At 73.7% G+C, this 25,724-nt stretch carries 18 protein-coding genes; 12 read left to right on the forward strand and 6 right to left on the reverse strand.

The features are described 5' to 3' along the window. Positions 1-128: 128 nt before the first annotated feature. Positions 129-1,484 carry an AlkA N-terminal domain-containing protein gene (locus AB0G79_RS18065; protein ID WP_360807435.1) on the forward strand — a complete coding sequence of 452 codons (1,356 nt, stop codon included), beginning with the start codon at positions 129-131 and terminating at the stop codon, positions 1,482-1,484. Positions 1,485-1,785: 301 nt separating this feature from the next. Here the strand turns inward: AB0G79_RS18065 and AB0G79_RS18070 are convergent, their stop codons facing one another. After that, positions 1,786-2,268 carry a DUF456 domain-containing protein gene (locus tag AB0G79_RS18070; RefSeq protein WP_360807437.1) on the reverse strand — a complete coding sequence of 161 codons (483 nt, stop codon included), beginning with the start codon at positions 2,266-2,268 and terminating at the stop codon, positions 1,786-1,788. Between the two features lie 82 nt (positions 2,269-2,350). Beyond that, complete coding sequence (locus tag AB0G79_RS18075; protein WP_360807439.1) at positions 2,351-3,334, reverse strand: helix-turn-helix domain-containing protein; 984 nt, start codon at positions 3,332-3,334, stop codon at positions 2,351-2,353. Between the two features lie 233 nt (positions 3,335-3,567). On the opposite strand from AB0G79_RS18075, the gene AB0G79_RS18080 reads away from it, so the two are divergent. The 4 genes from AB0G79_RS18080 to AB0G79_RS18095 all read left to right on the forward strand — a co-directional run bounded on the left by AB0G79_RS18080 (position 3,568) and on the right by AB0G79_RS18095 (position 11,103). Beyond that, complete coding sequence (locus AB0G79_RS18080; RefSeq protein ID WP_360807441.1) at positions 3,568-7,341, forward strand: S8 family serine peptidase; 3,774 nt, start codon at positions 3,568-3,570, stop codon at positions 7,339-7,341. A gap of 135 nt (positions 7,342-7,476) precedes the next feature. Next, positions 7,477-8,841 carry a protein phosphatase 2C domain-containing protein gene (locus AB0G79_RS18085; RefSeq protein ID WP_360807443.1) on the forward strand — a complete coding sequence of 455 codons (1,365 nt, stop codon included), beginning with the start codon at positions 7,477-7,479 and terminating at the stop codon, positions 8,839-8,841. Positions 8,842-8,868: 27 nt separating this feature from the next. Further along, complete coding sequence (locus tag AB0G79_RS18090; RefSeq protein WP_360807445.1) at positions 8,869-10,611, forward strand: pyruvate dehydrogenase; 1,743 nt, start codon at positions 8,869-8,871, stop codon at positions 10,609-10,611. Positions 10,612-10,698: 87 nt separating this feature from the next. Next, a complete protein-coding gene (locus AB0G79_RS18095; protein ID WP_360807447.1) occupies positions 10,699-11,103 on the forward strand; it encodes an ATP-binding protein in 405 nt (134 codons plus the stop codon). Positions 11,104-11,139: 36 nt separating this feature from the next. Here the strand turns inward: AB0G79_RS18095 and AB0G79_RS18100 are convergent, their stop codons facing one another. Both AB0G79_RS18100 and AB0G79_RS18105 read right to left on the reverse strand, forming a co-directional pair. Continuing rightward, entirely contained in the window at positions 11,140-12,270 is a 1,131-nt protein-coding gene (locus AB0G79_RS18100) for a DUF2637 domain-containing protein (RefSeq protein WP_360807449.1), read from the reverse strand. 205 nt (positions 12,271-12,475) lie between these two features. After that, the gene (locus AB0G79_RS18105) at positions 12,476-13,420 is read right to left on the reverse strand and encodes a (2Fe-2S)-binding protein (RefSeq protein WP_360807450.1); all 945 of its coding nucleotides are present in this window, start codon (positions 13,418-13,420) and stop codon (positions 12,476-12,478) included. 194 nt (positions 13,421-13,614) lie between these two features. Between AB0G79_RS18105 and AB0G79_RS18110 the strand changes: the two genes are divergently transcribed. The 3 genes from AB0G79_RS18110 (at position 13,615) to AB0G79_RS18120 (ending at position 16,851) form a co-directional block, all read left to right on the forward strand. Next, positions 13,615-14,553, forward strand: a complete 939-nt coding sequence (locus AB0G79_RS18110) for a GntR family transcriptional regulator (RefSeq protein ID WP_360807452.1) — start codon at positions 13,615-13,617, stop codon at positions 14,551-14,553. Between the two features lie 62 nt (positions 14,554-14,615). Further along, the gene (locus AB0G79_RS18115) at positions 14,616-16,511 is read left to right on the forward strand and encodes a hypothetical protein (RefSeq protein ID WP_360807454.1); all 1,896 of its coding nucleotides are present in this window, start codon (positions 14,616-14,618) and stop codon (positions 16,509-16,511) included. 61 nt (positions 16,512-16,572) lie between these two features. Beyond that, positions 16,573-16,851 carry a hypothetical protein gene (locus AB0G79_RS18120; RefSeq protein ID WP_360807456.1) on the forward strand — a complete coding sequence of 93 codons (279 nt, stop codon included), beginning with the start codon at positions 16,573-16,575 and terminating at the stop codon, positions 16,849-16,851. A 54-nt stretch (positions 16,852-16,905) separates the two neighbouring features. Here AB0G79_RS18120 and AB0G79_RS18125 read toward each other — a convergent pair whose 3' ends face one another. Both AB0G79_RS18125 and AB0G79_RS18130 read right to left on the reverse strand, forming a co-directional pair. Continuing rightward, on the reverse strand, positions 16,906-17,709 hold the full coding sequence (locus tag AB0G79_RS18125) for a hypothetical protein (RefSeq protein ID WP_360807458.1): 804 nt from the start codon (positions 17,707-17,709) through the stop codon (positions 16,906-16,908). Between the two features lie 319 nt (positions 17,710-18,028). Then, positions 18,029-19,756 carry a PucR family transcriptional regulator ligand-binding domain-containing protein gene (locus tag AB0G79_RS18130; RefSeq protein ID WP_360807460.1) on the reverse strand — a complete coding sequence of 576 codons (1,728 nt, stop codon included), beginning with the start codon at positions 19,754-19,756 and terminating at the stop codon, positions 18,029-18,031. A 307-nt stretch (positions 19,757-20,063) separates the two neighbouring features. Between AB0G79_RS18130 and AB0G79_RS18135 the strand changes: the two genes are divergently transcribed. From AB0G79_RS18135 to AB0G79_RS18150, 4 genes are all read left to right on the forward strand, one after another. After that, positions 20,064-20,957: a xanthine dehydrogenase family protein subunit M gene (locus AB0G79_RS18135; RefSeq protein WP_360807461.1), complete on the forward strand. Its 894-nt coding sequence runs from the start codon at positions 20,064-20,066 to the stop codon at positions 20,955-20,957. A gap of 2 nt (positions 20,958-20,959) precedes the next feature. Next, a complete protein-coding gene (locus AB0G79_RS18140; protein WP_360807462.1) occupies positions 20,960-21,565 on the forward strand; it encodes a (2Fe-2S)-binding protein in 606 nt (201 codons plus the stop codon). Between the two features lie 2 nt (positions 21,566-21,567). Continuing rightward, positions 21,568-23,955: a molybdopterin cofactor-binding domain-containing protein gene (locus AB0G79_RS18145; protein ID WP_360807464.1), complete on the forward strand. Its 2,388-nt coding sequence runs from the start codon at positions 21,568-21,570 to the stop codon at positions 23,953-23,955. A gap of 280 nt (positions 23,956-24,235) precedes the next feature. Then, positions 24,236-25,711: an NCS2 family permease gene (locus AB0G79_RS18150; RefSeq protein ID WP_360807466.1), complete on the forward strand. Its 1,476-nt coding sequence runs from the start codon at positions 24,236-24,238 to the stop codon at positions 25,709-25,711. Positions 25,712-25,724 lie beyond the last annotated feature (13 nt).

Consider the following 25,724-nt stretch of genomic DNA (forward strand, 5'->3'; position numbering starts at 1 on the left):
AGCCGCGGGACCGCTCACCCGCGGAGCATCGTCGGCCGCCGCCCCGGCGCCCCGGTCCGGATCCGGACCGGGGCGACGGTGTCCGAAAACCGCGAGCCGGACGGCCCGCGATCCCGCACACTGGGGGCGTGAGGGACGACGACACCCGCTATGAGGCGGTCAGCAGCAGGGACGCCCGATTCGACGGAGAGTTCTTCTTCGCCGTCCGGACCACCGGCATCTACTGCCGCCCCAGCTGCCCCGCCGTCACGCCCAAACGGCAGAACGTCTCCTTCTTCCCGACGGCCGCCGCCGCGCAGGGCCACGGCTTCCGGGCCTGCCGCCGCTGCCGCCCCGACGCCGTGCCCGGCTCCGCCGAGTGGAACGTGAGGGCCGACGTCGTCGGGCGCGCCATGCGGATGATCGGCGACGGCGTCGTCGACCGCGAGGGCGTGCCCGGGCTCGCGGGGCGCCTCGGCTACAGCACCCGGCAGGTGCAGCGCCAGCTCACCGCCGAGCTCGGCGCCGGGCCCGTCGCCCTCGCCCGCGCGCAGCGCGCCCACACCGCGCGCCTGCTGCTCCAGACCACCGACCTCCCGGTCACCGAGATCGCCTTCGCGGCCGGTTTCGCGAGCGTCCGGCAGTTCAACGAGACGATCCGCGCCGTGTACGCCCGCACCCCCACCGACCTGCGCGCCGAGGCTGGCAGCGGCGCGGGAGCCCGTACCGCGCTGGCGGCCGGCGTCCCGCTGCGCCTCGCCCACCGGGGGCCGTACGCCGCCGGCGAGGTCTTCGACCTGCTCGCGGCCGAGGCCCTGACCGGCGTCGAGGAGGTCGTCGGCACCCCGGGCGCCCGCACCTACCGGCGCACGCTCCGCCTCCCGTACGGCTCCGGGGTCGTCTCCGTCGACGAGCGGTCGGCCGGACGCTGGCTCGAAGCCCGCATCCACCTCGCCGAACTGCGCGACCTGACCACCGCCGTGCACCGGCTGCGCTGCCTCTTCGACCTCGACGCCGACCCGTACGCGGTCGCGGAGCGCCTCGGCGCCGACCCCCGGCTCGCCGCAGAGGTCGAGGCCAGGCCGGGCGTACGGTCACCGGGCGCGGCCGACCCGGAGGAGTACGCCCTGCGGGTCGTCCTCGGCCCCGAGGAGTCCGCCCGGGTCGTGGCGGCGCACGGCGTGCCGCTGGAGACCCCCAGCGGCACGCTCAGCCACGTCTTCCCGGGCCCGGGTGCGCTGACCGGCCACCCCGTCGTCGGCCCGCTGGCCCGTGCCCTCGCCGGCGGCGGGCTCCGCCTCGACCCCGGCGCCGACCGCGACGAGGCCGCCGCCGCCCTGCTCGCCGTGCCCGGCGTGACCCCGGAGGCCGCCGCCCTGATCCGCGTGCGGGCACTCGGCGACCCGGACGTGCCGCCGCCGGACGGCCCGGACGCGGAGGAGTGGCGCCCCTGGCGCTCGTACGCCCAGCGGTACGCGTCGGGAAAGCGGTACGCCCACGCGTGACGACCCGCGCCCGCACGCGCATGCGCGCCGGGTCGCACCGGTTCGCCCACCCGTGACGGCCCGCGCCCGCAGGCCCGCCCATGACGGGCCACGCCGGTACATCCCCACGTGTGACCGGCCCGCGCCCCCACACCCACTCATGACGGGCCGCGCCAGCACGCATACCTGCGGCGGGCCGCGCCGATACGCCTCCGAGTGACGGCCCGCGCCGGTACGCCCATGCGTGACAGGTCGCACCGGTTCGCCCACCCGTGACGGCACGCCACCGCACGCCCACCCGTGCCGGCCCCCGCCAGGGTCGTCAGGCCCAGAGCACCGCTCCCGTCCACGCGCCCACGATCAGCAGGCACGCGAACAGCTCCACGAGCACGCTCGTCCCCGCCGCACGCATGGCCGCGCGGGTCGCCGCCCGTGCCTGCCCGTGGCCGCCGAGCCTGAGCCGTTCCGCCAGGTAGATCCCGCCGACGAAGCCGGGGACCGCGCCGACCACCGGGACCAGGACGAAGCCCAGGAGCGCCCCGGCGCCGGCGTACCCGACCAGGCGGCGGTTGACGCCGCCGCCCCGGAACCGGCGTGGTGGCAGCTGCCAGACCACGACCTGGGTGAGCAGCAGCAGGCCGGTGGAGCAGGCCAGCAGGATCCAGGCCAGGTCGGTCCGCTCGTGCAGCGACCACCACAGCATCGCCGCCCACACGAGCCACGTCCCCGGCACGCCGGGGGTCAGCACCCCGAACAGCCCGAACAGCATCACCGTCGCGACCAGGAGGAGCTGCCACACACCCACGGGCCCAGCCTCTCCCAGAACGGAGGAGCCCGCAGGTCGCGCGCGCCGGGCGGGTCGGGCCCGGCCCCTCCCCGGAGGGTGTCTAGCCGCGCGACACCCAGCCCTTCTCGTACGCGTGCCAGCCCAGCTGGAGCCGGGTCGTCACCCCGGTCAGCTCCATGAGCCCCTTCACCCGCCGCTGCACGGTCCGCAGCCCCAGATCCAGCTGCTTGGCCACGCTCGCGTCCGTCATCCCGGCGAGCAGCAGCGACAGGATCTCCAGGTCCATGACGTCCGGACCCGGCGCCTCGTCCTCGGTGACCTGCGCGCCCGCCCCGAGCCGCAGCGGCAGCGCCTCGCGCCAGACCGACTCGAAGAGGCCCATCAGCGATTCGAGGAGGCCGCTCGCGTGGACGACGATCGCGGCCGGTTCGGCGCCCCGCCCGGTCAGCGGGACCATGGCGAGGGACCGGTCGGCGACGACCAGCTTGGTCGGGACCTTGTCGGCGACCCTGATCCGCTCCTCGCGGCTCAGCGCCGCCGAGAGTTCGAGCAGTCCGTTCGGCAGGCCGAGCACCTCCCGCTCGATCACCACCCGGTAGCGGACCCCGCGCCCCGCCGCCTGCTCCTCGGCGTCGTTCTCCAGGCCCGAGACCGCGATCGGCTTGCCCGTCACGAGCGCGCAGACCTCCTCGACCGCGCCCAGCTGGAGCTGGAGGAAGCGGTGGGTGACCGCGCTCGCGCCCGTCACCACCTCGACCAGGTCGTGGACGGCGCCCTCGGCGGCCTCCGCGCGGTACTCCTCCGCGAGCAGCGCCGCCGCCAGCTCCGCCTGCTCCAGCTCGTGGCGCTGCTGGGTGAGGAGCGCGCCGAGCGCGACTCCGGGCGGGGCCGCGACCCAGCGGCCGGTCCTCGCCGAGGACTGGGCGGCGAGGCCCTGGGACTCCAGACGGCGCAGGGCCCGTTCGGTGTCCCGCTCGGGCAGGGCGAGCCGGTGCGCGAGATCGGTGACCTCGGCCGCGCCCAGCGCGACGAGCGCGCGGTAAGCGGACTCCTGGCGTTCGTCGAGACCTATCGCTCCCAGCATGGATGCCCCACCCCTCGCCGTACGTCCGACGGACGCCCCCGAGGCTTCAGAGGACGTTCACCGGAGGGATTCGTTCCGTTGGTGACCTGGCGGGAAACGGCCACGGCGTATTCCCGCCTCGCCCATCATCCCTGTACCGCCCTCACCTCTGCCAATGTGGCGCCACCGCAGCACCAACAGCCTCCGGCAAGAGGTGACTTATGCCCTTTTTCCGGAATCAGATGGGGAGAGCGATGCGCCCGATTTCGCGTACGGCCCTGGGGGCGGCGACCGCCGTCGCCCTGGCCGTCACCGCGGTCGCGCCGTCCATGGCGAATGAGCCGCAGGACGGCACGGCCGGCAAGCGACCGCTGGTCGGCACCGAGGCCTCGGCCCGCGCCGGGGCCGAGACCGCCACCGTGACCCTGGTCACCGGCGACCGCGTCGTGGTCACCCGCGACGCCGAGGGGAACCCCTCGGCCACGGCCCTGCCCCGCGAGGACGGCACCGTCCCCCTCGTCCAGACCCGCCGCGCCGGCCAGGACCTCTACGTCTACCCCGAGGACGCCGCCCGGGCGCTCGCCGCCGACCGCGTCGACGAGGAGCTCTTCAACGTCACGGGCCTGATCCGCCAGGGCTACGACGACGCCTCCACCACCACGCTCCCGCTCATCGCCGTCTACGGCGCCGACCTCGCCGAGACCCGCTCGGTCCCCGCCGCCCCGCGCGGCGCCCGCCGCGGCCAGGTCCTGAGGAGCGTCGACGGCGTCGCGCTCACCGCCGAGAAGAAGACGGCCGCGACCTTCTGGGCCGACGTCACCACCCCGAGCGCCCGCTCCGCCTCCGGCGTCGCGAAGCTCTGGCTCGACGGCAAGGTCCAGGCCGCGCTGGAGGAGTCGACCCGCCAGGTCCACGCCCCCGAGGCCTGGGCCGCCGGATACGACGGCACCGGCACCAAGGTCGCCGTCCTCGACACCGGCACCGACACCGAGCACCCCGACCTCAAGGGGCGCGTCACCCTCGCCGAGAACTTCACCGACTCCGACACCGCGGGCGACCGCCAGGGGCACGGCACCCACACCATCTCCACCGTCGGCGGCTCCGGCGCCGCCAGCGGCGGGAAGAAGAAGGGCGTCGCCCCCGGCGCCGAACTCATCAGCGGCAAGGTCCTCAACGACTCCGGCTCCGGAGCCACTTCGTGGATCATCGCGGGCATGGAGTGGGCCGTCGCGCAGGGCGCCGACGTCGTCTCCATGAGCCTCGGCAACCCCTCGCTGCGCGACTGCACCGACCCGATGAGCCAGTCCGTCGAACAACTCGCGCAGAACAAGGGCACGTTGTTCGTCGTCGCCGCCGGAAACACCGGACCGGCGCTCAACTCCGTATCGGCGCCCGGCTGCGCCCCCAGCGTCCTCACCGTCGGCGCCACCGACCGCGACGACTCCACCGCGTACTTCTCCAGCCGCAGCCCGGTGGCCAACGCGGCCCACACGCTCAAGCCCGAGATCGCCGCGCCCGGCGTCGGCATATCGGCCGCCGCCGCCGGCGGCCGGGGCGTCTCCGCCTACCAGGCCATGTCCGGTACGTCGATGGCCACCCCGCACGTCGCGGGCGCCGCCGCCGTCGTCAAGCAGCGCCACCCCGACTGGACCGCCCAGCAGATCAAGGCCGCGCTCGTCTCCTCCGCCGAGAGCGACCTCCCCGGCGACGTCCGCGAGGTCGGCGCGGGCCGCCTCGACGTCAAGGCCGCCGTCGACCAGACGGTCATCGGCGCCCCCGCCGTCCAGGGCGGCACCTACGCCTGGCCGCAGGACAAGAGCGACCGCACCACGGTCCCGGTCCCGTACACCAACACCACCGACGCCCCGGTCACCCTCGACCTGTCCGTCGAGCAGGTCACCGGCAACGACGGCTCCGCCGTCCGCACCCCGGTCGCCCGCCTCGCCAAGCGCGGCGTCACCGTCCCGGCCGGCGCCACCGTCGAGGTCCCGCTCTCCCTCGACCCCGACGCCCACCTGGCACGCGCGCAGTACGGCGACGTCACCGGCCGCGTCCTCGCCACCGGCCCCGGCGGCATCCACGTCTCCACCCCCTTCTCGCTCTACGTCGAGCCCGAAACGGTCACCCTGCGGCTCAAGTTGATCGACCGTCAGGGCAACCCGGCCGCCGGCGCCTCCTCCGTCGACGTCATCGGCACCGACGACGCCACCGGCGAGCGCCGGTTCAACGACGGCGCCACCGAGCAGCTCTACCGCGTCCGCCCCGGCAGCTACTTCCTCTCCTCCTTCATCGGCACCCCCGACGCCGGCGCGGGGGCCAAGCTGGTCGACTCGCTCAGCTACCTCGGCCGCCCGCAGGTGGAGGTCAAGAAGGACACCACCGTCGTCCTCGACGCCCGCAAGGCCCACAAGCTCACGGTCACCACCGACAGGCCCACCGAGGTCCGCGGCGCCACCCTCGCGTTCTCCCGCCGCTGGGACGACTTCTGGATCCACGCGGCCACCGCCGCCGGCCCCCGGACCATCCGCGGCTACTACGCCTCCGTCGAGGGCCGCGCCGCGGAGGGCACGTTCGAGTTCGGCAGCTACTGGCGCGCCGCCGCCCCGCAGATCACCTCGCTGCGCACCACCGACGGCCTCGACCTCCACCCGGTCACCGGCTCCCTCGGCTCCGACAACCTCGACGGCACCGGCTCCGCCCGGCTCGTCGACGCGGGCGCCGGGACCGCCGCCGAGCTGAAGGCCGCGGGCGTCCAGGGCCGCGTCGCCCTCGTCCGCCTGCCCGACGACTCCACCAACGCGGGCACGATCGCCCGCAACGCCAAGACCGCCGGCGCCGTCGCCGTCGTCCTCCACCACACCACCCCCGAACGCTGGTACCCCGGCGGCTCCCTCACCGGACTCGGCCTGCCCGCCCTCGCCGTCCCCGCCGACGAGGCGGAGCGGCTCCGCGGCAAGCTCGCGGCCGGCGAGGTCACCCTCGCCTGGGAGGCCACCGCCAAGAGCCCGTACGTCTACAGCCTCGCCTTCCCCGAGGGCGGCGCGGTCCGCGAGAAGCGGGCCTACCGGGTCGCCGACGACGCCCTGGGCCGTACCGACGCCACCTACGGCTCCTCCGGCATCGCCGCCGACTTCATCGAAAGCCCCTCGGCCCTCCGTCCGGACGGCGTCGGCATCGGCTTCAGCTGGATCGAGCCCGTCCCCGCACCCGGCGCCCGCGCCGAGTACTACTCGGCCGGGGACACCCGATGGCAGCAGTACGTCGGCAGCAGCTTCCCCTTCGGCGAGCTCATGGTCGGGACGCCCCGCTCGTACAGGGCGGGCGAGTCGCGCACCGAGCGCTGGTACGACGGCGTCCTCGCCCCCACCGCCCCGCGCGACGCCAACGGTGCCGAGGTCCTCGTCGCCGAGCGCCAGGGCAACCTGATCGGCTTCGCCGACGCCATGTGGGGCGACAACACCCACTACGCCGAGCCCGGCTCCTTCGGCGACATCGGCAACGTCGCCCTCTACCGCGACGGCGAGCTCATCGACCGCAGCGCCTGGCCGTTCGGCGTATTCGAGGTGCCGGCCGAGGCCGGCACGTACACGCTCGAACAGAACACGATGAAGCTGGGCGGCAGCAGGGTCTGGGCCCGGTCCGCCTCCGTCAACTCGGTGTGGAAATTCACCTCGGAGCTTGACGAGACGGTCTATTCTCAAGGCATCCCGATTCTCTTCCCCCGGTACGACCTTCCGGAGGACGGACTCAAGACCCTCGCCGCGACCGACGGCCAGAAGATCGGCCTCACCGCGACGGGTCACGCGGGGTACAGCCCCGCGGCGCTCACCTCGGCGAAGCTCTCGTACTCCTACGACGGGGGCGTGACCTGGACCGAAGCGCAGGTCTCCCAGCAGGGCGGGGGCTGGACCGCGACCGTGAACCACGCGGGCGCGACCGGCAGCCAGGTGACCCTGAGGGCCGAACTGACGGACGCCAACGGCAACTCCGTCACCCAGACCGTGGTCCGCGCTTACGACGTGCGCTGATCACGCCGGTCCGCCGGGCGTCCTTCCCGTGGGGGGTGGGGCCGCCCGGCGGATCACCTTTTCCCGTCACCCGTTCGCAGCAACGGTTTTGCGGATGTCCGTTTTCGGGCGCCGCCCGCGGTGGACAATAAGGGCATGACTCAGCAGGGGGACAACTGGTGGGACAAGCTCTACGACGAGACGGAGTCGCCGGAGACGGCCCTCACGGGCGCCGCTGACTCGCTCGACTCGCTCGACGACCACTTCGCCACGACGCCCCGCGCGACCGCGGGACCGCCGGGCCGCGTGACGGTTGACCGCGTGACGGTGGACCGGGCGCCCTGGGAGGCGCCCGCGTCGGGACCCCGCTCGTTCCCGGCGCCGCCGCCGGCGGCGGAACCGGCCGACAAGCCGGACAGGCGGGTGGCGGAGAAGCCGGACGAGCAGTCGGCCGAAGCTCCGGACCACACCCCCACCGTCCAGGTCCCCATGCCCCGCCCCCGCTCCGCCGACTTCGTCGGCAGCCGCCCGCCCACCTACGAGCCCGAACCCACCGCACTCCCCGTCGCCCGCCCCGGCGAGCTCGGCGAACTCGTCGCCGACACCGTCCTCGACGGCGCCCGCTACGGGAACTGCACCCTGCGCGCCGCCTCCGTACGCGGCGACTCCGCCCGCTACCGGGGCGAACCCCGCCGCGACGCCCTCCTCACCGCCCGCTTCGGCCACGACGAGGCCGCGCTCGTCCTCGTCGCCGTCGCCGCCGGCTCGCGCGCCGCCGAGGACGCCCACCTCGCCGCCGCCGACGCCTGCCAGTGGATCGCCGAGGCCGTCGGACGCAGCCACGCCCGGCTCTCCGAGGACATCAGGACCGGCCGCCGCGGCGACCTCAAGTCCGGACTGCACCGCCTCACCGACCGGACGTACGGCAAGCTGCGCGCCCGCGCCGCCGAACGGGGCGCGGCCCCCGACGCGTACACCGCGACGCTCCGCTGCCTCCTCCTGCCCGCCGACCCCGAATGCCGGACGCGGGTCTTCTTCGGCATCGGCGGCGGCGGGCTCTTCCGGCTCCGCGACGGCTCCTGGCAGGACATCGAACCGCTCCTGCCCGAACCGGCCGCCGTCACCGGAGCCCCCGTCGTCGGCTTCGGCTCCCCGACGGCCGCCGCCCGGGCGACGGCCGCCGCGGACGCGGCCGTGCCCGAAGCGACCGACGATGGCGACCGGCTCACCATGGACCTCGGCATCGCGACCGCCCCGGGACCGCTCGTCGAGGAGCCCGTCCCCCCGCCGGCCGAACCCTTCCGCTTCCGGGCCTCCGTCGCCCGCCCCGGCGACACGCTGCTCCTCGCCTCGCCCGGCTTCGCCGAGCCGCTGCGCGGCGAGCCCGCCCTCGGCCGCGAGCTCGCGGCCCGCTGGGCCGGGCAGGAGCCGCCCGGTCTCGCCGCCTTCCTCGCCGACACCCAGCTGAGGGTGACGGGGTACGCCGACGACCGTACGGGGGTCGCCGTCTGGGAGGCGTAACGCGCCGGGCCGTGTGTTGATGGAGCCATGGCCAAACAGAACGTCGCAGAACAGTTCGTCGACATCCTCGTCCGCGCGGGCGTGAAGCGTTTGTACGGAGTCGTCGGCGACAGTCTGAACCCGGTCGTCGACGCCATCCGCCGCACCCCCCAGCTGGACTGGATCCAGGTCCGGCACGAGGAGGTCGCGGCCTTCGCCGCGGGCGCCGAGGCCCAGATCACCGGCGGTCTCGCCGCCTGCGCCGGCTCCTGCGGCCCGGGCAACCTGCACCTCATCAACGGCCTGTACGACGCCCACCGCTCGATGGCCCCGGTCCTGGCCCTGGCCTCGCACATCCCGTCCAGCGAGATCGGCCTCGGCTACTTCCAGGAGACCCACCCGGACCAGCTCTTCCGCGAGTGCAGCCACTACAGCGAGCTGATCTCCAGCCCGAAGCAGATGCCCCGGCTCGTCCAGACGGCGATCCAGCACGCGGTCGGCCGCCGGGGCGTCAGCGTCGTCTCGCTGCCCGGTGACATCGCGGACCTCCCGGCCCCGGAGAAGTCGGCGGAGACCGCCCTCGTCACCTCGCGGCCCACCGTCCGGCCGGGCGACGACGAGATCGAGCGCCTCGTCCGGATGATCGACGCGGCCGACCGGGTGACGCTGTTCTGCGGCAGCGGCACGGCCGGGGCCCACGCCGAGGTCATGCAGTTCGCCGAACGGGTCAAGTCGCCCGTCGGCCACGCGCTGCGCGGCAAGGAGTGGATCCAGTACGACAACCCGTACGACGTCGGCATGAGCGGACTGCTCGGCTACGGCGCCGCGTACGAGGCCACCCACGAGTGCGACCTGCTGATCCTGCTCGGCACCGACTTCCCCTACAACGCCTTCCTGCCCGACGACGTGAAGATCGTCCAGGTCGACGTCCGCCCCGAACACCTCGGCCGCCGCTCCCGGCTCGACCTCGCCGTCTGGGGCGACGTCCGGGAGACCCTGCGGTGCGTGATCCCGCGCGTGCGCGAGAAGACCGACCGCAAGTTCCTCGACAAGATGCTCAAGAAGCACGCCGACGCGCTCGAAGGCGTCGTGAAGGCGTACACGCGCAAGGTGGAGAAGAAGGTCCCCATCCACCCCGAGTACGTGGCCGCGGTCATCGACGAACTCGCGGACGGCGACGCCGTCTTCACCGTCGACACCGGCATGTGCAACGTCTGGGCGGCCCGCTACCTCACGCCCAACGGGCGGCGCCGCATCATCGGCTCCTTCAGCCACGGCTCGATGGCGAACGCGCTGCCGCAGGCCATCGGCGCCCAGTTCACCGACCGCCACCGCCAGGTCGTCTCGCTCTCCGGTGACGGAGGATTCTCCATGCTCATGGGGGACTTCCTCACCCTCGTGCAGTACGACCTGCCGGTGAAGGTGATCGTCTTCAACAACTCCTCGCTCGGTATGGTGGAGTTGGAGATGCTGGTGGCCGGACTCCCCTCGTACGGAACCACGAACAAGAACCCCGACTTCGCCGCCATCGCCCGCGCGGCCGGCGCCTACGGCGTCCGGGTCGAGAAGCCGAAACAGCTCGCGGGAGCCCTCAAGGACGCGTTCAGGCACAAGGGTCCTGCCCTCGTCGACGTCGTCACCGACCCCAACGCCCTCTCCATCCCGCCCAAGATCAGCGGCGAGATGGTGACCGGATTCGCCCTCTCCGCCAGCAAGATCGTCCTCGACGGCGGGGTCGGCCGCATGCTCCAGATGGCCCGCTCCAACCTCCGCAACGTCCCCCGCCCCTGACCTCCTGCCGACGGAGTGTCGGCATGCGGGCGTCCCGGCGGGGCATGCATCCACCTGAGTCCGTTCGACGACGTGTGGGTGGGGGTTATGGCCGGGGAGGCGCGACAGCCGACTCAACTGCTCAGAAAGGTGGGATGCGCCGATCTCACCGCGGTACCGGAGGTGCGGCACGCCTTGCGCGAACTGCTGCGGCGGTGGGGCGAACCGGGCGCCTCCGACGTGGCCGAACTGCTCACCAGCGAGCTGGTGACCAACGCCCTGGTCCACACCGAGCACGGGGCGGTCGTGACCGCGACGGTGGCCCCCGAGCAACTGCGGGTGGAGGTCAGGGACTTCGTCCCGGGACTCAAGGAGCCGGACGTACCGCCCGCCGACGACGGTACGCACGGCAGGGGACTCGTCCTCGTCCGGGCCCTGGCCGACTCCTGGGGGGTCGAGGACCACGGGGCGGGCAAGGTGGTGTGGTTCGAACTGGACGGCGGGGCCGCCTGAGAGAGGCGGCCCCGCCGGTTTCCGTCACCCGGGGCGTCAGCCGAGCTGCCGCTCCAGGTCCTCGAGCTTGCGCTCCAGGGAGTCGAGCCGGGGCAGCGCCTGGGTGTCGTCCTCGGCGGTGAGGTCCACCGTCCGGGAGTCGCCCGTGCGCCCGTCTCCGATACGGGAGTCAGCGCCGCGCACGGCTTGCAGGGAGGGCCGGGGTCGAAGCGGCAGCTGTCCCGCGTCCGCTATGGCGGGCTCCGCGACGGCGGCCCCCACGGACCCCGCCGCGGAGCCGGTGCCCGCACCGGAGCCCGGACCCGCACCGGCACCCGGGGCGGTGCCGAGCGCCGCCATCTCCACCTGCCGGTCGCCGCCGCCGCGACCGAGCCCGAAGGCGCGGTGCTGGCGGTTGATCGCCTTGAGCCGGGCCCGGTCCAGCTTGACCTGGTCGCGTCGGCGGATCCGGTTCTGCTCCTTCTCCCTGCGGTCCTCGCGCACCTCGTCGACCGCCTCGTCCAGCGTCCGTACGCCTTCCAGGAGCATCAGCGACCAGGCGGCGAAGGTCTCCCGGGGAGCCCGCAGCCACCGGACGATCCGGATCTGCGGCAGCGGGCGGGGCACGAGGCCCTGCTCGCGGAGCGCCGCCCTGCGGGTCTGCTTGAGCGCCCGGTCGAAGAGGACCGCCGCCGAGAGCGACATCCCGGCGAAGAACTGCGGAGCCCCGTCGTGGCCCAGGCCCCGCGGCGCGTGCACCCAGTTGAACCAGGCGGCGGCACCGGCGAAGAGCCAGACGAGGAGCCGCGAGCCGAGGGCCGCGTCGCCGTGGCTGGCCTCGCGGACGGCGAGCACCGAGCAGAACATGGCCGCGCCGTCGAGGCCGAAGGGCACGAGGTACTCCCAGCCCCCGGAGAGGCTGAGGTTCTGCCGGCCGAAGCCGACGAGTCCGTGGAAGGAGAGCGCGGCGGCGACCGCCGCGCAGCAGAAGAGCAGGACGTACGAAGCCGTTCCGTACACCGCCTCCTTGCGTCTGCGGCGCTCCTCGCTGCGTTCCCAGGAGTCCTCGGCCGCGGCCTGGTCACCGGCGCGCTTCCCGCGCGCGAGCACCGCCACCGCCGCCAGGACCCCGGCCACCATCACGCCGCCCGGAAGCAGCCAGTCCAGCGATATGTCGGTCAGTCTCATTGCGGTGTCCCTTGCATCGCAGTAGGGCGTTTGGCGGCCCATACTGGCCGACCCCGTGCCGGACTCACGGGGTTTCGGGGCAAGAGCACGCCAACGGGGTGCCAGGGCATACGAATAGGTACGTTCTGGCCGAACGAGTGTTCGGGGCGAGGGAATTCAGTTCGAGCGACGCCACCCTTTCGAGTGGCGTAATCACCCGGGAGTCTCAGGCGGCCTCGGCCAGACGGCGGACGCGCTCGGCGTCGCAGGTGCGCGGGCAGGTGAGGCAGGTGTCCTCGGGCCGCAGGGTGTAGAAGAAGCAGCAGGTCGCGCGGTCGCGGGTGGCGCGCGGCGAGCCGTCGGCGCGCTCGGCGCCGGGCAGCTCGCGGAAACCCGCGGATCCGGCGTACGGCTTGAGGGGCTTGAGCGGCGTGAGCGGCTTCTCGGGCGCGTGCGCCGTCCCGGCCGTGCGCGGTGCCCCGGCCCCGCCGGTGACCGTGCGGGTCGCGCCGGGCAGGAGGAGGTCCAGCTCCGCCACCGCCCGGTCCTCCTCGCCGAGGAGGTCGGCGACGTACCAGAGGCCCTCGACGATCTCGTCCGTCGCCATGCCCCACAGGGCACGGCGGCCGCGCCGCATCCGGGGCCCGAAGCCGTCGAGCACGGCCTCGAAGTGCTCCGCGAGCGAGGCGCGGACCTCCGCGCGCAGCGCCTCCTCGTCCGGGACGACCCGGGCGCCCGGCAGGGCGGCGGCGGGGTCGTCGGGCAGGCAGGCGAACTCCTCCACGCGGACCGACAGGCGGCCGAGCGCGCGGTGGAACGACACGTGGTGCGCGGGCAGGCGGGGGACCCTGCGGTGCAGGAACCAGGGGACGGTGACGAGGAGGCAGGCGGGCCAGGCGTACCGGTGCAGGCCGAAGCCGGCGACGACGTCGGGGCGGGCCTGGGTGCCGTAGTCGCGCAGGACCTGCGCGTTGTCCCAGGCGAGGAAGGCGTCCAGGGCGGGGCCGCCGGCCGCGAGTTCGTCCGCGCCGACCCATCCGGCGCCGCGGGGCAGCCGTGCGTCCGGGGCCGGTTCCTCTATCCGCAGGCCGGGGAAGACCTCGGCGAGCCGGGCGTACGAGGCCGCGACGGGCGAGGTGTGAGGCACGGTCAACAGGGCGGGGACGGTCATGCGGACCACCGAATCGCGAGCGTTGGCAGGTTAGCCTTACCTTACCCGAATCCGGACGCCGTCTCACCACACGCCCGGCCTTCCCACCTGCGAGATGACTCCGCGTGCCCCATATGTCGGCCCGTTCGCCTATGGTGCACAGGGGACCCGGCGCACGCGAGCCGGGCCCGGCACGAGGCCGCAGGAGGACCCGGGTGGAGCAGGGCGCAGCGCGCGAGCGGACGGCGGAGCCGTACCGCCCCTTCGGCGACGCCGCACGCGCGGACGCGGCGGACGCCGTACGCGTCCCGGAACAGGCGCGCGGCGAGCGGGAACGCGGGCGCGAGCAGGAGCGCGGGCTCGACCGGGAACGGGGAACCGAGCGCGACCACGGCCGGGGCCGCGACCACGAGCGCGGTGGGTCCGCGGGGCACGGCGCCCTCGGCCACGGGTACGGGCACGGCGGCCTGACCGCCCCGCGCACCGCCCCCACGACCCCTTCCTCCTCTCCCTCCCCTTCCACCCCGCGCGTCGTCCAGCGGCACTCCGTCCGCGACCAGATCCTCCAGGCGCTGCGCACGGCCCTCGTCGACGGCGAGCTCGTCCCCGGCGAGGTCTACTCCGGTCCCGCCCTCGCCGAGCGCTTCGGCGTCTCCGCGACGCCCGTCCGCGAGGCCATGCAGCGCCTCGCCGTCGAAGGGGCCGTCGAGGTCGTCCTGAACCGCGGCTTCCGCGTGATCGAGCGCACCCCGCGCGAGCTCGCCGAGCTCGCCGAGGTGCGGGGGCTCATCGAGGTCCCCGTCATGCTCCGGCTCGCCCGCACGGTCCCGGCCGCCCGCTGGGCCGAGCTCCGCCCGCTCGCCGAGGCGACCGCGGCGGCCGCCGCCCTGGGCGACCGCGCGCACTACGCCGAGACCGACCGCGCCTTCCACCGCGCGGTCCTCTCCCTCGCGGGCAACGAGCAGCTGCTCGCCGTCGCCGACGACCTCCACCGCCGTTCCCAGTGGCCCCTGATGAGCGCCCCCGCACTGCGCCACGGCGACCTCGTCGCCGACGCCGCCGAGCACACGGCGCTCCTCGACGCCCTGATCGCCCAGGACCTGCCGGTCGTGCAGGCGCTGGTACGGGAGCACTTCGCGGGATCGGAGTGCTGAGCCGCACGGCCGACTAAGGTCGGAGGCGTCAGACCGCCCGCACCGCGCCCGTGAGGTGTCCCATGCCGTCCGCGACCCCGCCCCCGGCACGGGAAGGACGTCGAGCCGTCAGCGGCACGGAAGCCGATGCGGTGGCCCTGCTCGGCTGGCTGACAGATCCGGAGGCGCCCCGGCTCTGCCTCGTCACCGGCCCGCCCGGAAGCGGCAAGACGGCGCTCCTCGACTGGCTCGCCGGGCACGAGCCCCGCGCGGGCCGTCGCCGCCGCGGCCGTACGTCCCGGGTGCTCGTGCCGCTCGCCGGGCAGAGCGCGCTCGCCGCGACCTGGACGATCGCGGACCGGCTCGGCGTGGTCGCCCGGTCGCCGGGCGAGCTCGTCCAGGCCCTCGCGACGGGCGAGAACCGGCTCCCGGGCCGCCCGGTCCTTCTCCTGACGGACCTCCACCTGTCCGCCGAACCGGCCGCCCTCACCGACCTCGTCGGCGAGCTGGCCGGCCTCGGCCGCCTCCGCCTGGCCGTCGAGACCCGCACGGACGACCCGGCGCACGAGGTCCTGGCGTCCGTCCGGCGCGCGAGGACCGTCACCCTCGACGCCGAGGGGATCCGCCCCCCGGCGGCCCCCGCGGCGGGCCCCGGGACCCCCGGCCGCGGTCCGACCGCGCCCCAGGACCGCGACCGTCCGGGAAGCCGCCCCTCGGGCGGGCGCCCGGGCGGCGGCTCGGCACGGGAGCCGGCCCAGGACCGGGAGACGGGCCGTCCCGGCGGCACCGACCGCGCCCGGGCTCCCGAACCGGCCGCCGGGCCCGCCGGAAGGGCGGGCGCCGACGGGGGCCGGGTCCCCGGCCCTGCCGGGGAGTCCGCCGGGGTGGCCGGGGAGTCCGCCGGGGTGGCGGCCGGCCCCCGGGGCGGGGCCCTCGCGCCGGACCTCTCCGATCCGCTGGCCGTGTGCGCCGCCGACCCGCTGCTCGTCACCTCCGCTTACGTCACCGGATCCGGTGACGACCGGGCGGCCGGGTCCGTTGACGATCACGGGGGGCTCAGGAGCGCCTGGCTGAGCGCCGGACAGTCGTTGTGCCGGGCGCAGTCGCCGGCCGACCGGGCGCTCGTCCTGCTCGCCGCGCTCGGTGACGGGGCCGACCCCCGCCTGCGGCCCGCGCTCGCCGAGCTCGCGGCCGGGTCCGCATGGCGGCTCTCGTGGGCCCGGCACCGGGGAGACGTGACGCCTCCGTGGCCGGGGCCCGTGGCCGTGCTGGGCGTCGCGGACGGGACCCTGCTCGTGGGCGACCGCACGGGCACCGTGCGGCTCCTGCGCGAGCCCGACGCGAGCCCCGCCGGGCGCCTCGCGCACTCCGTCCCCGGCCGGATCACCGCCCTCGCGCCCGCGCCGGACGGCACGGTGCTGCTCCTGGACGACCGGGGCAGGCTGCACGCCGTACGGGGGACGGCGCCGAGGCCCCCGTACCTGGAGCGCCTCACCGAGGCCGTCTCCGCGACCCTGGCCCGCCACCCGGGTACTGCCCTCGCGGCCATCGCCGGCTCGGTGGTCGTGGGGGACCGGCTCGGGTCCGTGCACGCCTTCGGCCTGACGGGGCTGTACCAGACCGCCGCGCACAGCGGCCGGGTCACGGCGGTCGCCGCCGTCGAGTCCGAGACCCCGTTCGTCTGCTCGGGCGGCGCCGACGGCTCCGTACGGCTCTGGACCCCGGGCCGTGACCCTCGCACCGAGCCGCTCGCCGAGCGCCGGGCCCCCGTGGTCTCGCTGCACGCGACCGAGACCCCGCACGGGCCGCTCGTCGCGGCGGCCTGGGCGGACGGTCTGGTCGAACTCCTCCGCCCCGAGGGCGGTCCCGCCCTCGCCTTCCGTCCCGGGCCCCCGGTCCGCGCGGTCGCCGTCACCGGAGCGGGCGCGCTGCTGGTCGGCACGGACGAGAGCCTGGTCCGGCTCGTCCCCGGGGAGTGACCTCGCCGGGGCGTCGGCCGTTGAGCCGGTGAATATGCCAGCGACATAGGGGAGGCCGGTCATGGCCGCCGATCGACGCGCCGCCGAACCGGACCGTTCCGCGCTCCAGTGGTACCTGGCGACCAGGCCGGGACCCGTGCCCGGGGTCTTCGGAGCGCTGAGCGGGCCGGCCCGCCGGACCGGCATGACGGTGGACCGACTGCGCCTGGCCGTCGACGTCCTGGCCGCCGACGGGAAGGTCTCGCTGTACCGGGGGATCCCGCGTGCGGCCGTCGCGGTCGGGGATCTGGAGGACCACCAGCGGTTCCACCTCGTCCTCGAAGGGGACGAGGACGCCTGAGCCGAGGCGACGGCATACTGACGCACCGTCACCTCGGCTCTGAGTGGCGTCGGTTCAGGTGGCCGCGCGCGGTGTCAACTGGGCCGTCAGCCACGTCGGCACCCCGCCGAGGAGGCGGAAGAGCCGTCGTGCCTCCTCGCGCAGCCGGCCCGCCTCCGGTTCCGTCTCCGCGTCGGCGAGCGCGGTGAGCGCCGGAGCCGTGCCGACGAGGTAGCCGAGCTCCTCGCGGATCCGCAGGGATTCCGCGAAGCCGTGCCGCGCCTCCGCCAACTCGCCCTCTCTCAGGGCGAGTCCGGCGAGGTGCCGCCAGGTGGAGGAGAGCAGGAGCGAGTCGCCCCGCTCCGCCGCACCCTCGTGCGCCCTGCGGTACGCGGCCCGGGCCGCCTGGGGCGAGTCGCCGAGGTTCTGGGCGACGAGCCCGCGCCGGAAGTCCAGGAGCGGACGCCCCGCGGCCGTGGGGGCGATCAGCGCCGCCGCCCGGCCGAGCGCCATCCGGGCCTCGTCCGCCCTGTCCCGTACCCCGAGCAGGGTCGACGCGTAGGCCAGGTAGCCGCGTTCGCAGGCCGCCGCCCCGCGTTCCTCGTCGGTGCGGGCCACGGCCTCGGCGGTTCGCAGCGCCTCCTCGGCCTCGGCCCAGCCCTGTTCGGTGTAGAGACAGCGTTCGATCAGCAGGGCCGCCCGTTCGAGTGCGGCGGCCGGTTCGGTCGCGTACGGGGCGAGCAGCGCTGCCGCGTCCGTCCAGCAACCTCGGGAGCGGAGCCGCCATATGGCGGTCTCCACGGGAGTCTCCTTGCCGTAGGCGAGGGACGGATCGTCGCCGCCCCTAGATTCGGAACCAGACATGGCGGTATCCGCCACATTGCCCTCCCCGAGCGCGCCATTGAGCTGTTGAGTTGAGCTGTTGGGTAGACGGCATCTCAGCACGAACGGGAGTACCTGGCCAAGGGGTCAGGTGAAAGAATTCACAAGAGTCCGGAGGGCGCGGCGGGGGCACCGGGGGAGGGGGCCGACAGCCCGTCAGATGGCCGCTGGGCCCGGGAAATGGCCTCGGTGGGACCCCTCCGCCGGGTCGGCCGAGGGGTCCCACCAGGCGGTACGCGCCCGCTTGGGGACTCCACCGAAAGGGTGAACGATCAAGCGCCCCGCGAGCTCCGCACGAGCGCCGGGCTCGCGGCACTCAGCTCATGCGCAGCGCGAGGAAGAAGTCGAGCTTGTCCTCCAGGCGGGACAGGTCGCGGCCCGTGAGCTGCTCGATCCGGCCCACCCGGTAGCGCAGCGTGTTCACGTGCAGGTGCAGCCGGGTCGCGCAGCGCGTCCAGGAACCGTCGCAGTCGAGGAACGCCTCCAGCGTCGGGATGAGCTCCGCGCGGTGGCGCCGGTCGTAGTCCCGCAGCGGGTCGAGCAGCCGGGCCGTGAACGCCCGGCGGACGTCGTCCGGCACGAACGGCAGCAGCAGCACGTGCGAGGCCAGCTCGTGGTGGCCGGCGGCGCAGACGCGGCCCGGGCGGGCGGCGGCGACCCGGCGGGCGTGCCGGGCCTCCTCGAGGGCTCCGCGCAGGCCCTCGGCCGAGTGCACGGCGGCGCTGACTCCGAGCGTGAGCCGCCCGTCGTCGCCGAGTCCGGACGACAGCGGAGCGCGCACGGCCGCGAGGAGCGCGTCCGCGTGGAGGCCGAGCGCGGGGACCGGGCCCTCGTCCTCGCTGTCCGGCAGCGGTCCCGCCGCCAGCGGCACGAGGGCGATGGCCTCGTCGCCGCTGTGGGCGACGGCGATGCGGTCGGCGGACTCGGCCCCGACGGTCGCAGGGTCGACGAGGATCTCCTCCAGGAGCGCCTGGGCGATCGGGCCGCCGTCCACGGCGGTGCCCTGGCCGGGCTCCTGCTCCCACTCGACGCGGGCGACGACGACCTGCCAGTGCGGGGCCGTGCCGAGCCCGGGCAGGAGCACCGGGGCGGCGACGCGCAGCCGGGCCGCGATCTCGGCGGGCGCGGCACCCGTCTGCACCAGCTCCAGGACCTCCTGGGCGAGCCTGCGGCGCACGACACGGGACGCGTCGCGCCGGTCGCGCTCGACGGCGATGAGCTGCGTGACGCCCTGGAGCAGGTCGAGCCGGGCGGCGGGCCAGTCGCCCGCGTCCGCCTCGACCGCGAGCAGCCAGTCCGACAGGACCGTCTCGCGCACGTCGCGGACGGCGGGGGCGGCGCCCCGGCCGCTGTTGCGGATCGGGAAGAGCGAGTACGTGGATCCGGCGGCGTTCAGCCGGTGGGGGCCTCGCCTGCCGGTGCGGGTGGCGGCCAGGTGCTCGCCCGCCAGAGTGGCCGCGAGGCCGGGTTCGAGGGGCTCGCCCGCGCCCGCGATCTGGCGTCCGGTGGGGGAGAGCACCCACGCCCGGAGGTCCAGGTCGGAGCCGAGGAGGTCGAGGACGACCTCCGGCCCGCCGCCCGCCGGTCCCGAGGTCATCAGCCGCCGGTGGCGGTCCACGACGGCCGCGAGGTCACCGGCCCGCTCGCCGGACACCTGTCGAACAACATGCTCGGTGATCGTCGCGAACGCAACGGATTCCTCCACGACGAACAGCGGGAGGCGGTGGCGCAAACACGCCTGTACGAGATCGTCGGGGACACCGCCCTGATCGGGCTCGCCGGTCGCGAGCGCGGCGACGCCGACGGCGCCCACCGCGAGCCCCGACACGCCGGCCGACGCGAGGATCCGGACGAAGGGCTCGGACTCGGCCGGGTCCCGCATCCAGGCGAGGCCGGTCAGCACGAGCTCGCCGCCGGACAGGTACCGGCTGGGGTCCTTCAGGTCCGTCGTCATCACGCCGCGTACGGTCCGGTCCAGCTCGTCGTCGCCGCCGAGCAGGCGCAGCCCCAGCGCGTCGTTCTCCAGCAGTGCGCGCAGCCGCATGGTGTCGCCGCCGTTCCTTCGTTTGGGTGGGTCGTGGGTGTCGCGTTGTCGACGGTGGCGTGGTGCCACCGTTTCCAGGGGAAAACGGAGAGGTTTCTGTTCTCCGCCTTTCGTTCGAATCTACAAGACGACCAAGGGACCCAGCCAACTCCTTCATGTTTTCGGTGACTGCACCCGGGCGATCCGGGCTTGTGTACTAGGCCACACACCGCGTTAACAGCACATGAACGTGAAGTCGAGGGCCGGCCGTCTCCCCGGGCCCATCCGTTCGACCCCCGATCGCCAGAATCACTAGAAGAGAGCCACCATGGACTTCCTTCGCCCCGCCAGCTGGGAGGAGGCGCTCGCCGCCAAGGCCGAGCACCCCACGGCCGTGCCCATTGCGGGTGGCACCGACATCATGGTCGAGATCAACTTCGACCACCGTCGTCCCGAGTACCTCCTGGACCTGAACCGCATCGAGCTGCTGCGCGAGTGGGAGGTCGGCGAGGAGAACGTCCGCCTCGGTGCGTCCGTTCCGTACACCCGGATCATGGAGAACCTCCGCGCCGAGCTCCCGGGCCTCGCGCTCGCCTCGCACACGGTCGCCTCCCCCCAGATCCGCAACCGCGGCGGCGTCGGGGGCAACCTCGGCACCGCGTCCCCCGCCGGTGACGCCCACCCGGCCCTGCTCGCGGCCGGCGCCGAGGTCGAGGTCGAGTCGCGGGCGCGCGGCAGCCGCTTCATCCCGATCGACGAGTTCTACACGGGCGTGAAGCGCAACGCGCTCCAGCCCGACGAGCTCATCAAGACCGTCCACATCAAGAAGGCGGACGGCCCCCAGCAGTACTCCAAGGTCGGCACCCGCAACGCGATGGTCATCGCGGTCTGCGCCTTCGGCCTGGCCCTGCACCCCGAGACCCGTACCGTCCGCACCGGCATCGGATCGGCCGCGCCGACCCCGATCCGCGCCAAGGCCGCCGAGGACTTCCTCAACGCGGCCCTGGAGGAGGGCGGCTTCTGGGACAACGGCAAGATCATCACCCCGTCGATCGCGAAGCAGTTCGCCGACCTCTGCTCGGGCGCCGCCAACCCGATCGACGACGTCCGAGGCACGGCCAAGTACCGCCGTCACGCCGTCGGCATCATGGCCCGCCGCCAGCTCGGCTGGACCTGGGAGCAGTACCGCGGAAGCGGCCGCACGCTTGAGGGAGCTGCATAACCATGCGCGTCAATTTCACGGTCAACGGCCGTCCGCAGGAAGCCGACGACGTCTGGGAGGGCGAGTCCCTCCTCTACGTCCTCCGCGAGCGCCTGGGTCTGCCCGGCTCCAAGAACGCCTGTGAGCAGGGCGAGTGCGGCTCCTGCACGGTCCGCCTCGACGGCGTGCCCGTCTGCTCCTGTCTCGTCGCCGCCGGCCAGGTCGAGGGCCGCGAGGTCGTCACGGTCGAGGGCCTCGCCGACTTCGCGAAGGAACGCTCCGAGAACGCGGCGCACGCCGGACACGGCTGCGGCACGGGCGCCTGCGGTGGCACCTCCATCGACCAGGCCAAGCGCTGGGAGGCGAAGCCCTCCCAGGACTCGCAGACCGGCGAGGGTGTGGAACTCTCCCCGATCCAGCAGGCGTTCATCGACGCCGGCGCCGTCCAGTGCGGTTTCTGCACCCCCGGCCTGCTCGTCGCGGCCGACGAGATGCTGGAGCGCAACCCGTCCCCGACGGACGCGGACATCCGCGAGGCGCTCTCCGGCAACCTGTGCCGCTGCACCGGCTACGAGAAGATCCTCGACGCGGTCCGTCTCGCGGCCGCCCGGCAGGGAGAGGCGGTCTGATCATGGCCGGCACCACCACGGGAATCCCCCGCGACGTCACCCAGAACCACACCAAGGGCGGCATCGGCGAGTCCACGCTCCGCCCCGACGGCACCCTCAAGGTCACCGGCGAGTTCGCCTACTCCTCGGACATGTGGCACGAGGACATGCTGTGGGGCCAGATCCTGCGCTCCACCGTCGCGCACGCCGAGATCCTCTCCATCGACACCTCCGAGGCCCTCGCGATGGACGGCGTCTACGCCGTCCTGACCCACGAGGACCTGCCGGCGGCGAAGAACTACGGCATGGAGTTCCAGGACACCCCCGTCCTGGCCTACGGCAAGGTCCGCCACCACGGCGAGCCGGTGGCCCTCGTCGCCGCCGACCACCCGGAGACCGCCCGCCGCGCCGCCGCCAAGATCGTGGTCGAGTACCGCGAGCTCCCGGTCATCACGGACGAGGCCTCCGCCACCGCCCCGGACGCGGTCCTCGTCCACGAGGGCCGCGACGACCACCACTCCGGTCACGTCCCGCACCCCAACATCGTGCACCGCCAGCCGATCATCCGCGGCAACGCGGCCGAGGCCGCCAAGCGCGCCGACGTGATCGTCACCGGCGAGTACACCTTCGGCATGCAGGACCAGGCCTTCCTCGGCCCCGAGTCCGGCCTCGCCGTACCGGCCGAGGACGGCGGCGTCGACCTGTACGTCGCCACCCAGTGGCTGCACTCGGACCTCAAGCAGATCGCCCCCTGCCTCGGCCTGCCCGAGGACAAGGTCCGCATGACGATGGCCGGCGTCGGCGGCGCCTTCGGCGGCCGCGAGGACATCTCGATGCAGATCCTCGCCTCGCTGCTCGCCCTGCGCACCAACAAGCCCGTCAAGATGGTCTACAACCGGTACGAGTCCTTCTTCGGGCACGTCCACCGGCACCCGGCGAAGCTCTGGTACGAGCACGGCGCCACCAAGGACGGCAAGCTCACGCACGTGAAGTGCCGGATCGTGCTCGACGGCGGCGCGTACGCGTCGTCGACGGCCTCGGTCGTCGGCAACGCCTCCTCCCTCTCGATCGGCCCGTACGTCGTCGAGGACGTCGAGATCGAGGCGATCGGCCTCTACACCAACAACCCGCCCTGCGGCGCGATGCGCGGCTTCGGCGCGGTCCAGGCCTGCTTCGCCTACGAGGCCCAGATGGACAAGCTCGCCGCCAAGCTGGGCATGGACCCGGTGGCGCTGCGCCAGCTGAACGCCATGGAGCAGGGCACGATCATGCCCACCGGCCAGGTCGTGGACTCCCCGGCCCCGGTCGCCGAGCTCCTGCGCATCGTCAAGGACCGTCCGATGCCGCCCGAGCGCCAGTGGGAGACCGCCGGCGAGGGCGCGGACGTCCGCGCGCTGCCGGGCGGCCTCTCCAACACCTCGCACGGCGAGGGCGTCGTCCGCGGCGTCGGCTACGCGGTCGGCATCAAGAACGTCGGCTTCTCCGAGGGCTTCGACGACTACTCGACCGCCAAGATCCGTCTTGAGGTCATCAACGGCGAGCCCGTCGCGCTGGTCCACACGGCGATGGCCGAGGTCGGTCAGGGCGGCGTCACGATCCACGCCCAGATCGCCCGTACCGAGCTCGGTGTCCAGCAGGTCACCATCCACCCCGCCGACACGCAGGTGGGCTCGGCCGGTTCGACCTCCGCGGGCCGCCAGACGTACATGACCGGCGGCGCCATCAAGAACTCCTGCGAGATCGTCCGCGAGAAGGTCCTGGAGATCGGCCGGCGCAAGTTCGGCTCGTACCACCCGGCCTGGGCCAACGCCGAACTCCTCCTGGAGGGCGGCAAGGTCGTCACCGACGGCGGCGAGGCCCTCGCGACCATCGCGGACGTCCTCGAGGACCAGGCCGTGGAGGTCGAGGAGGAGTGGCGCCACCGGCCCACGCAGGCCTTCGACCTCGTCACCGGCCAGGGCAACGGCCACGTCCAGTACGCCTTCGCGGCGCACCGCGCGGTCGTCGAGGTCGACACCGAGCTCGGCCTCGTGAAGGTCATCGAGCTGGCCTGCGCCCAGGACGTCGGCAAGGCGGTCAACCCGCTCTCCGTCGTCGGCCAGATCCAGGGCGGTACGACCCAGGGCCTGGGCGTCGCGGTGATGGAGGAGATCATCGTCGACCCGAAGACGGCGAAGGTCAGGAACCCCTCCTTCACCGACTACCTGATCCCGACCATCCTCGACACGCCGACCATCCCGGTCGACTACCTCGAACTGGCCGACCCCAACGCGCCGTACGGCGTCCGGGGCATCGGCGAGGCCCCGACCCTGTCGTCCACCCCGGCCGTCCTCGCGGCGATCCGGGCGGCGACGGGCCTGGAGCTCAACAAGACGCCGGTCCGCCCCGAGGCGCTCACCGGCACCCTGTAGGGACTCTCCGGGCGGTGTGTGCCTCCCCGGGAGCGTCACACGTCCCTCCCCGCCCACACCGCCCGGAGCAGCAGTACCGATTCACCCGCGGTACCGATCCACCCGCAGTGCCGATTCATCCGCAGTACCGATTCACCCGCAGTGCCGATTCATTCGTTCGTCTCGGGCCGTCCCCCGGGTCGTGCAGCCCACGCAGCATCCCAAATCCCGCAGCTTCAACCAGATCAGAAACCTTCGAAGTCTGATGCGGGTGCCCCTTTGAACCTTGGGAGTAGGCCCCATGACCCAGTCGTCCGTGGAGCCCAAGACCGCATCGGAGGACGCGGGCTCCGGCTCCAACGTCCCCGCCGGCCGTTCTTGGCTCGACCGGTACTTTCACATCTCGGAGAGAGGATCCACCGTCGCGACGGAGATCCGCGGCGGCGTCACCACCTTCATGGCGATGGCGTACATCCTCCTGCTCAACCCCCTGATCCTCGGCGGCAAGGATGTCGACGGCAACGTCCTCAGCCAGCCCGCGCTGATCACCGCGACGGCCCTCGCCGCTGCGGTGACCACTCTCCTCATGGGTTTCTGGGGCAAGGTCCCCCTCGCCCTCGCCGCCGGTCTGAGCGTCTCCGGCGTGCTCTCCTCGCAGGTCATCTCGGTCATGACCTGGCCGCAGGCGATGGCCATGTGCGTCGCCTACGGTGTCGTGATCTGTCTCCTGGTCGTCACCGGCCTCCGCGAGATGATCATGAACGCGATCCCGCTGGCCATCAAGCACGCGATCACCATAGGCATCGGCCTCTTCATCGCGATCATCGGCTTCGTCAAGGCCGGCTTCGTCCACGAGAACCCCTCGCCCGGCGGCGGCCCCGTCACCCTCGGCCCGCTCGGTGAGCTCCAGGGCTGGCCCGTACTGGTCTTCGCGGTCACCCTGCTCCTGATCTTCGCCCTCCAGGCCCGCAACATCCCCGGTGCCATCCTCATCGGCATCGTCGCCGGCACGGTCGTCGCGATGGTCGTCAACGCCGTCGCGGACATCCCCGCCAAGGGCGCCGGCGCCTGGTTCTCCGGCCCGCCGGAGCTGAACGGCAGCGCCGTCTCCGCGCCGGACTTCTCGCTCATCGGCGAGGTCTCCTTCAGCGGCTGGGGCGACGTCGGCTACATCACGATCACCATGATCGTCTTCACGCTCGTCCTCGCCGGCTTCTTCGACGCGATGGCCACCATCATCGGCGTCGGCTCCGAGGCGAACCTCGCCGACGAGCAGGGCCGTATGCCCGGCCTGTCCAAGGCGCTGTTCATCGACGGCGCGGGCGGCATCATCGGCGGTGTCGGCGGCGGCTCCGGCCAGACCGTCTTCGTCGAGTCGGCCACCGGCGTCGGCGAGGGTGCCCGCACCGGTCTCTCCTCGGTCGTCACCGGCGCCTTCTTCGCCCTCTGCCTCTTCTTCACCCCGCTCACCGCGATCGTCCCGGCCGAGGTCGCCTCCGCCGCCCTGGTCGTCATCGGCGCGATGATGATGCAGAACGCCAAGCACGTCGACTGGAGCGACCGCTCCGTGGCGATCCCGGTGTTCCTCACCGTGGTCCTGATGCCGTTCACGTACACCATCACCACCGGTGTCGCGGCGGGCGTCATCTCCTACGCCGTCATCAAGGTGGCGCAGGGCAAGGCACGCGAGGTGGGTGCCTTCATGTGGGGCCTCACGGCGATCTTCATCGTGTACTTCGCGATCCACCCGCTGGAGAGCTGGCTCGGCGTCGGCTGACGCCGCCCCGCCC

The sequence above is a fragment of the Streptomyces sp. NPDC020807 genome (assembly GCF_040641575.1).
Classification (GTDB): domain Bacteria; phylum Actinomycetota; class Actinomycetes; order Streptomycetales; family Streptomycetaceae; genus Streptomyces.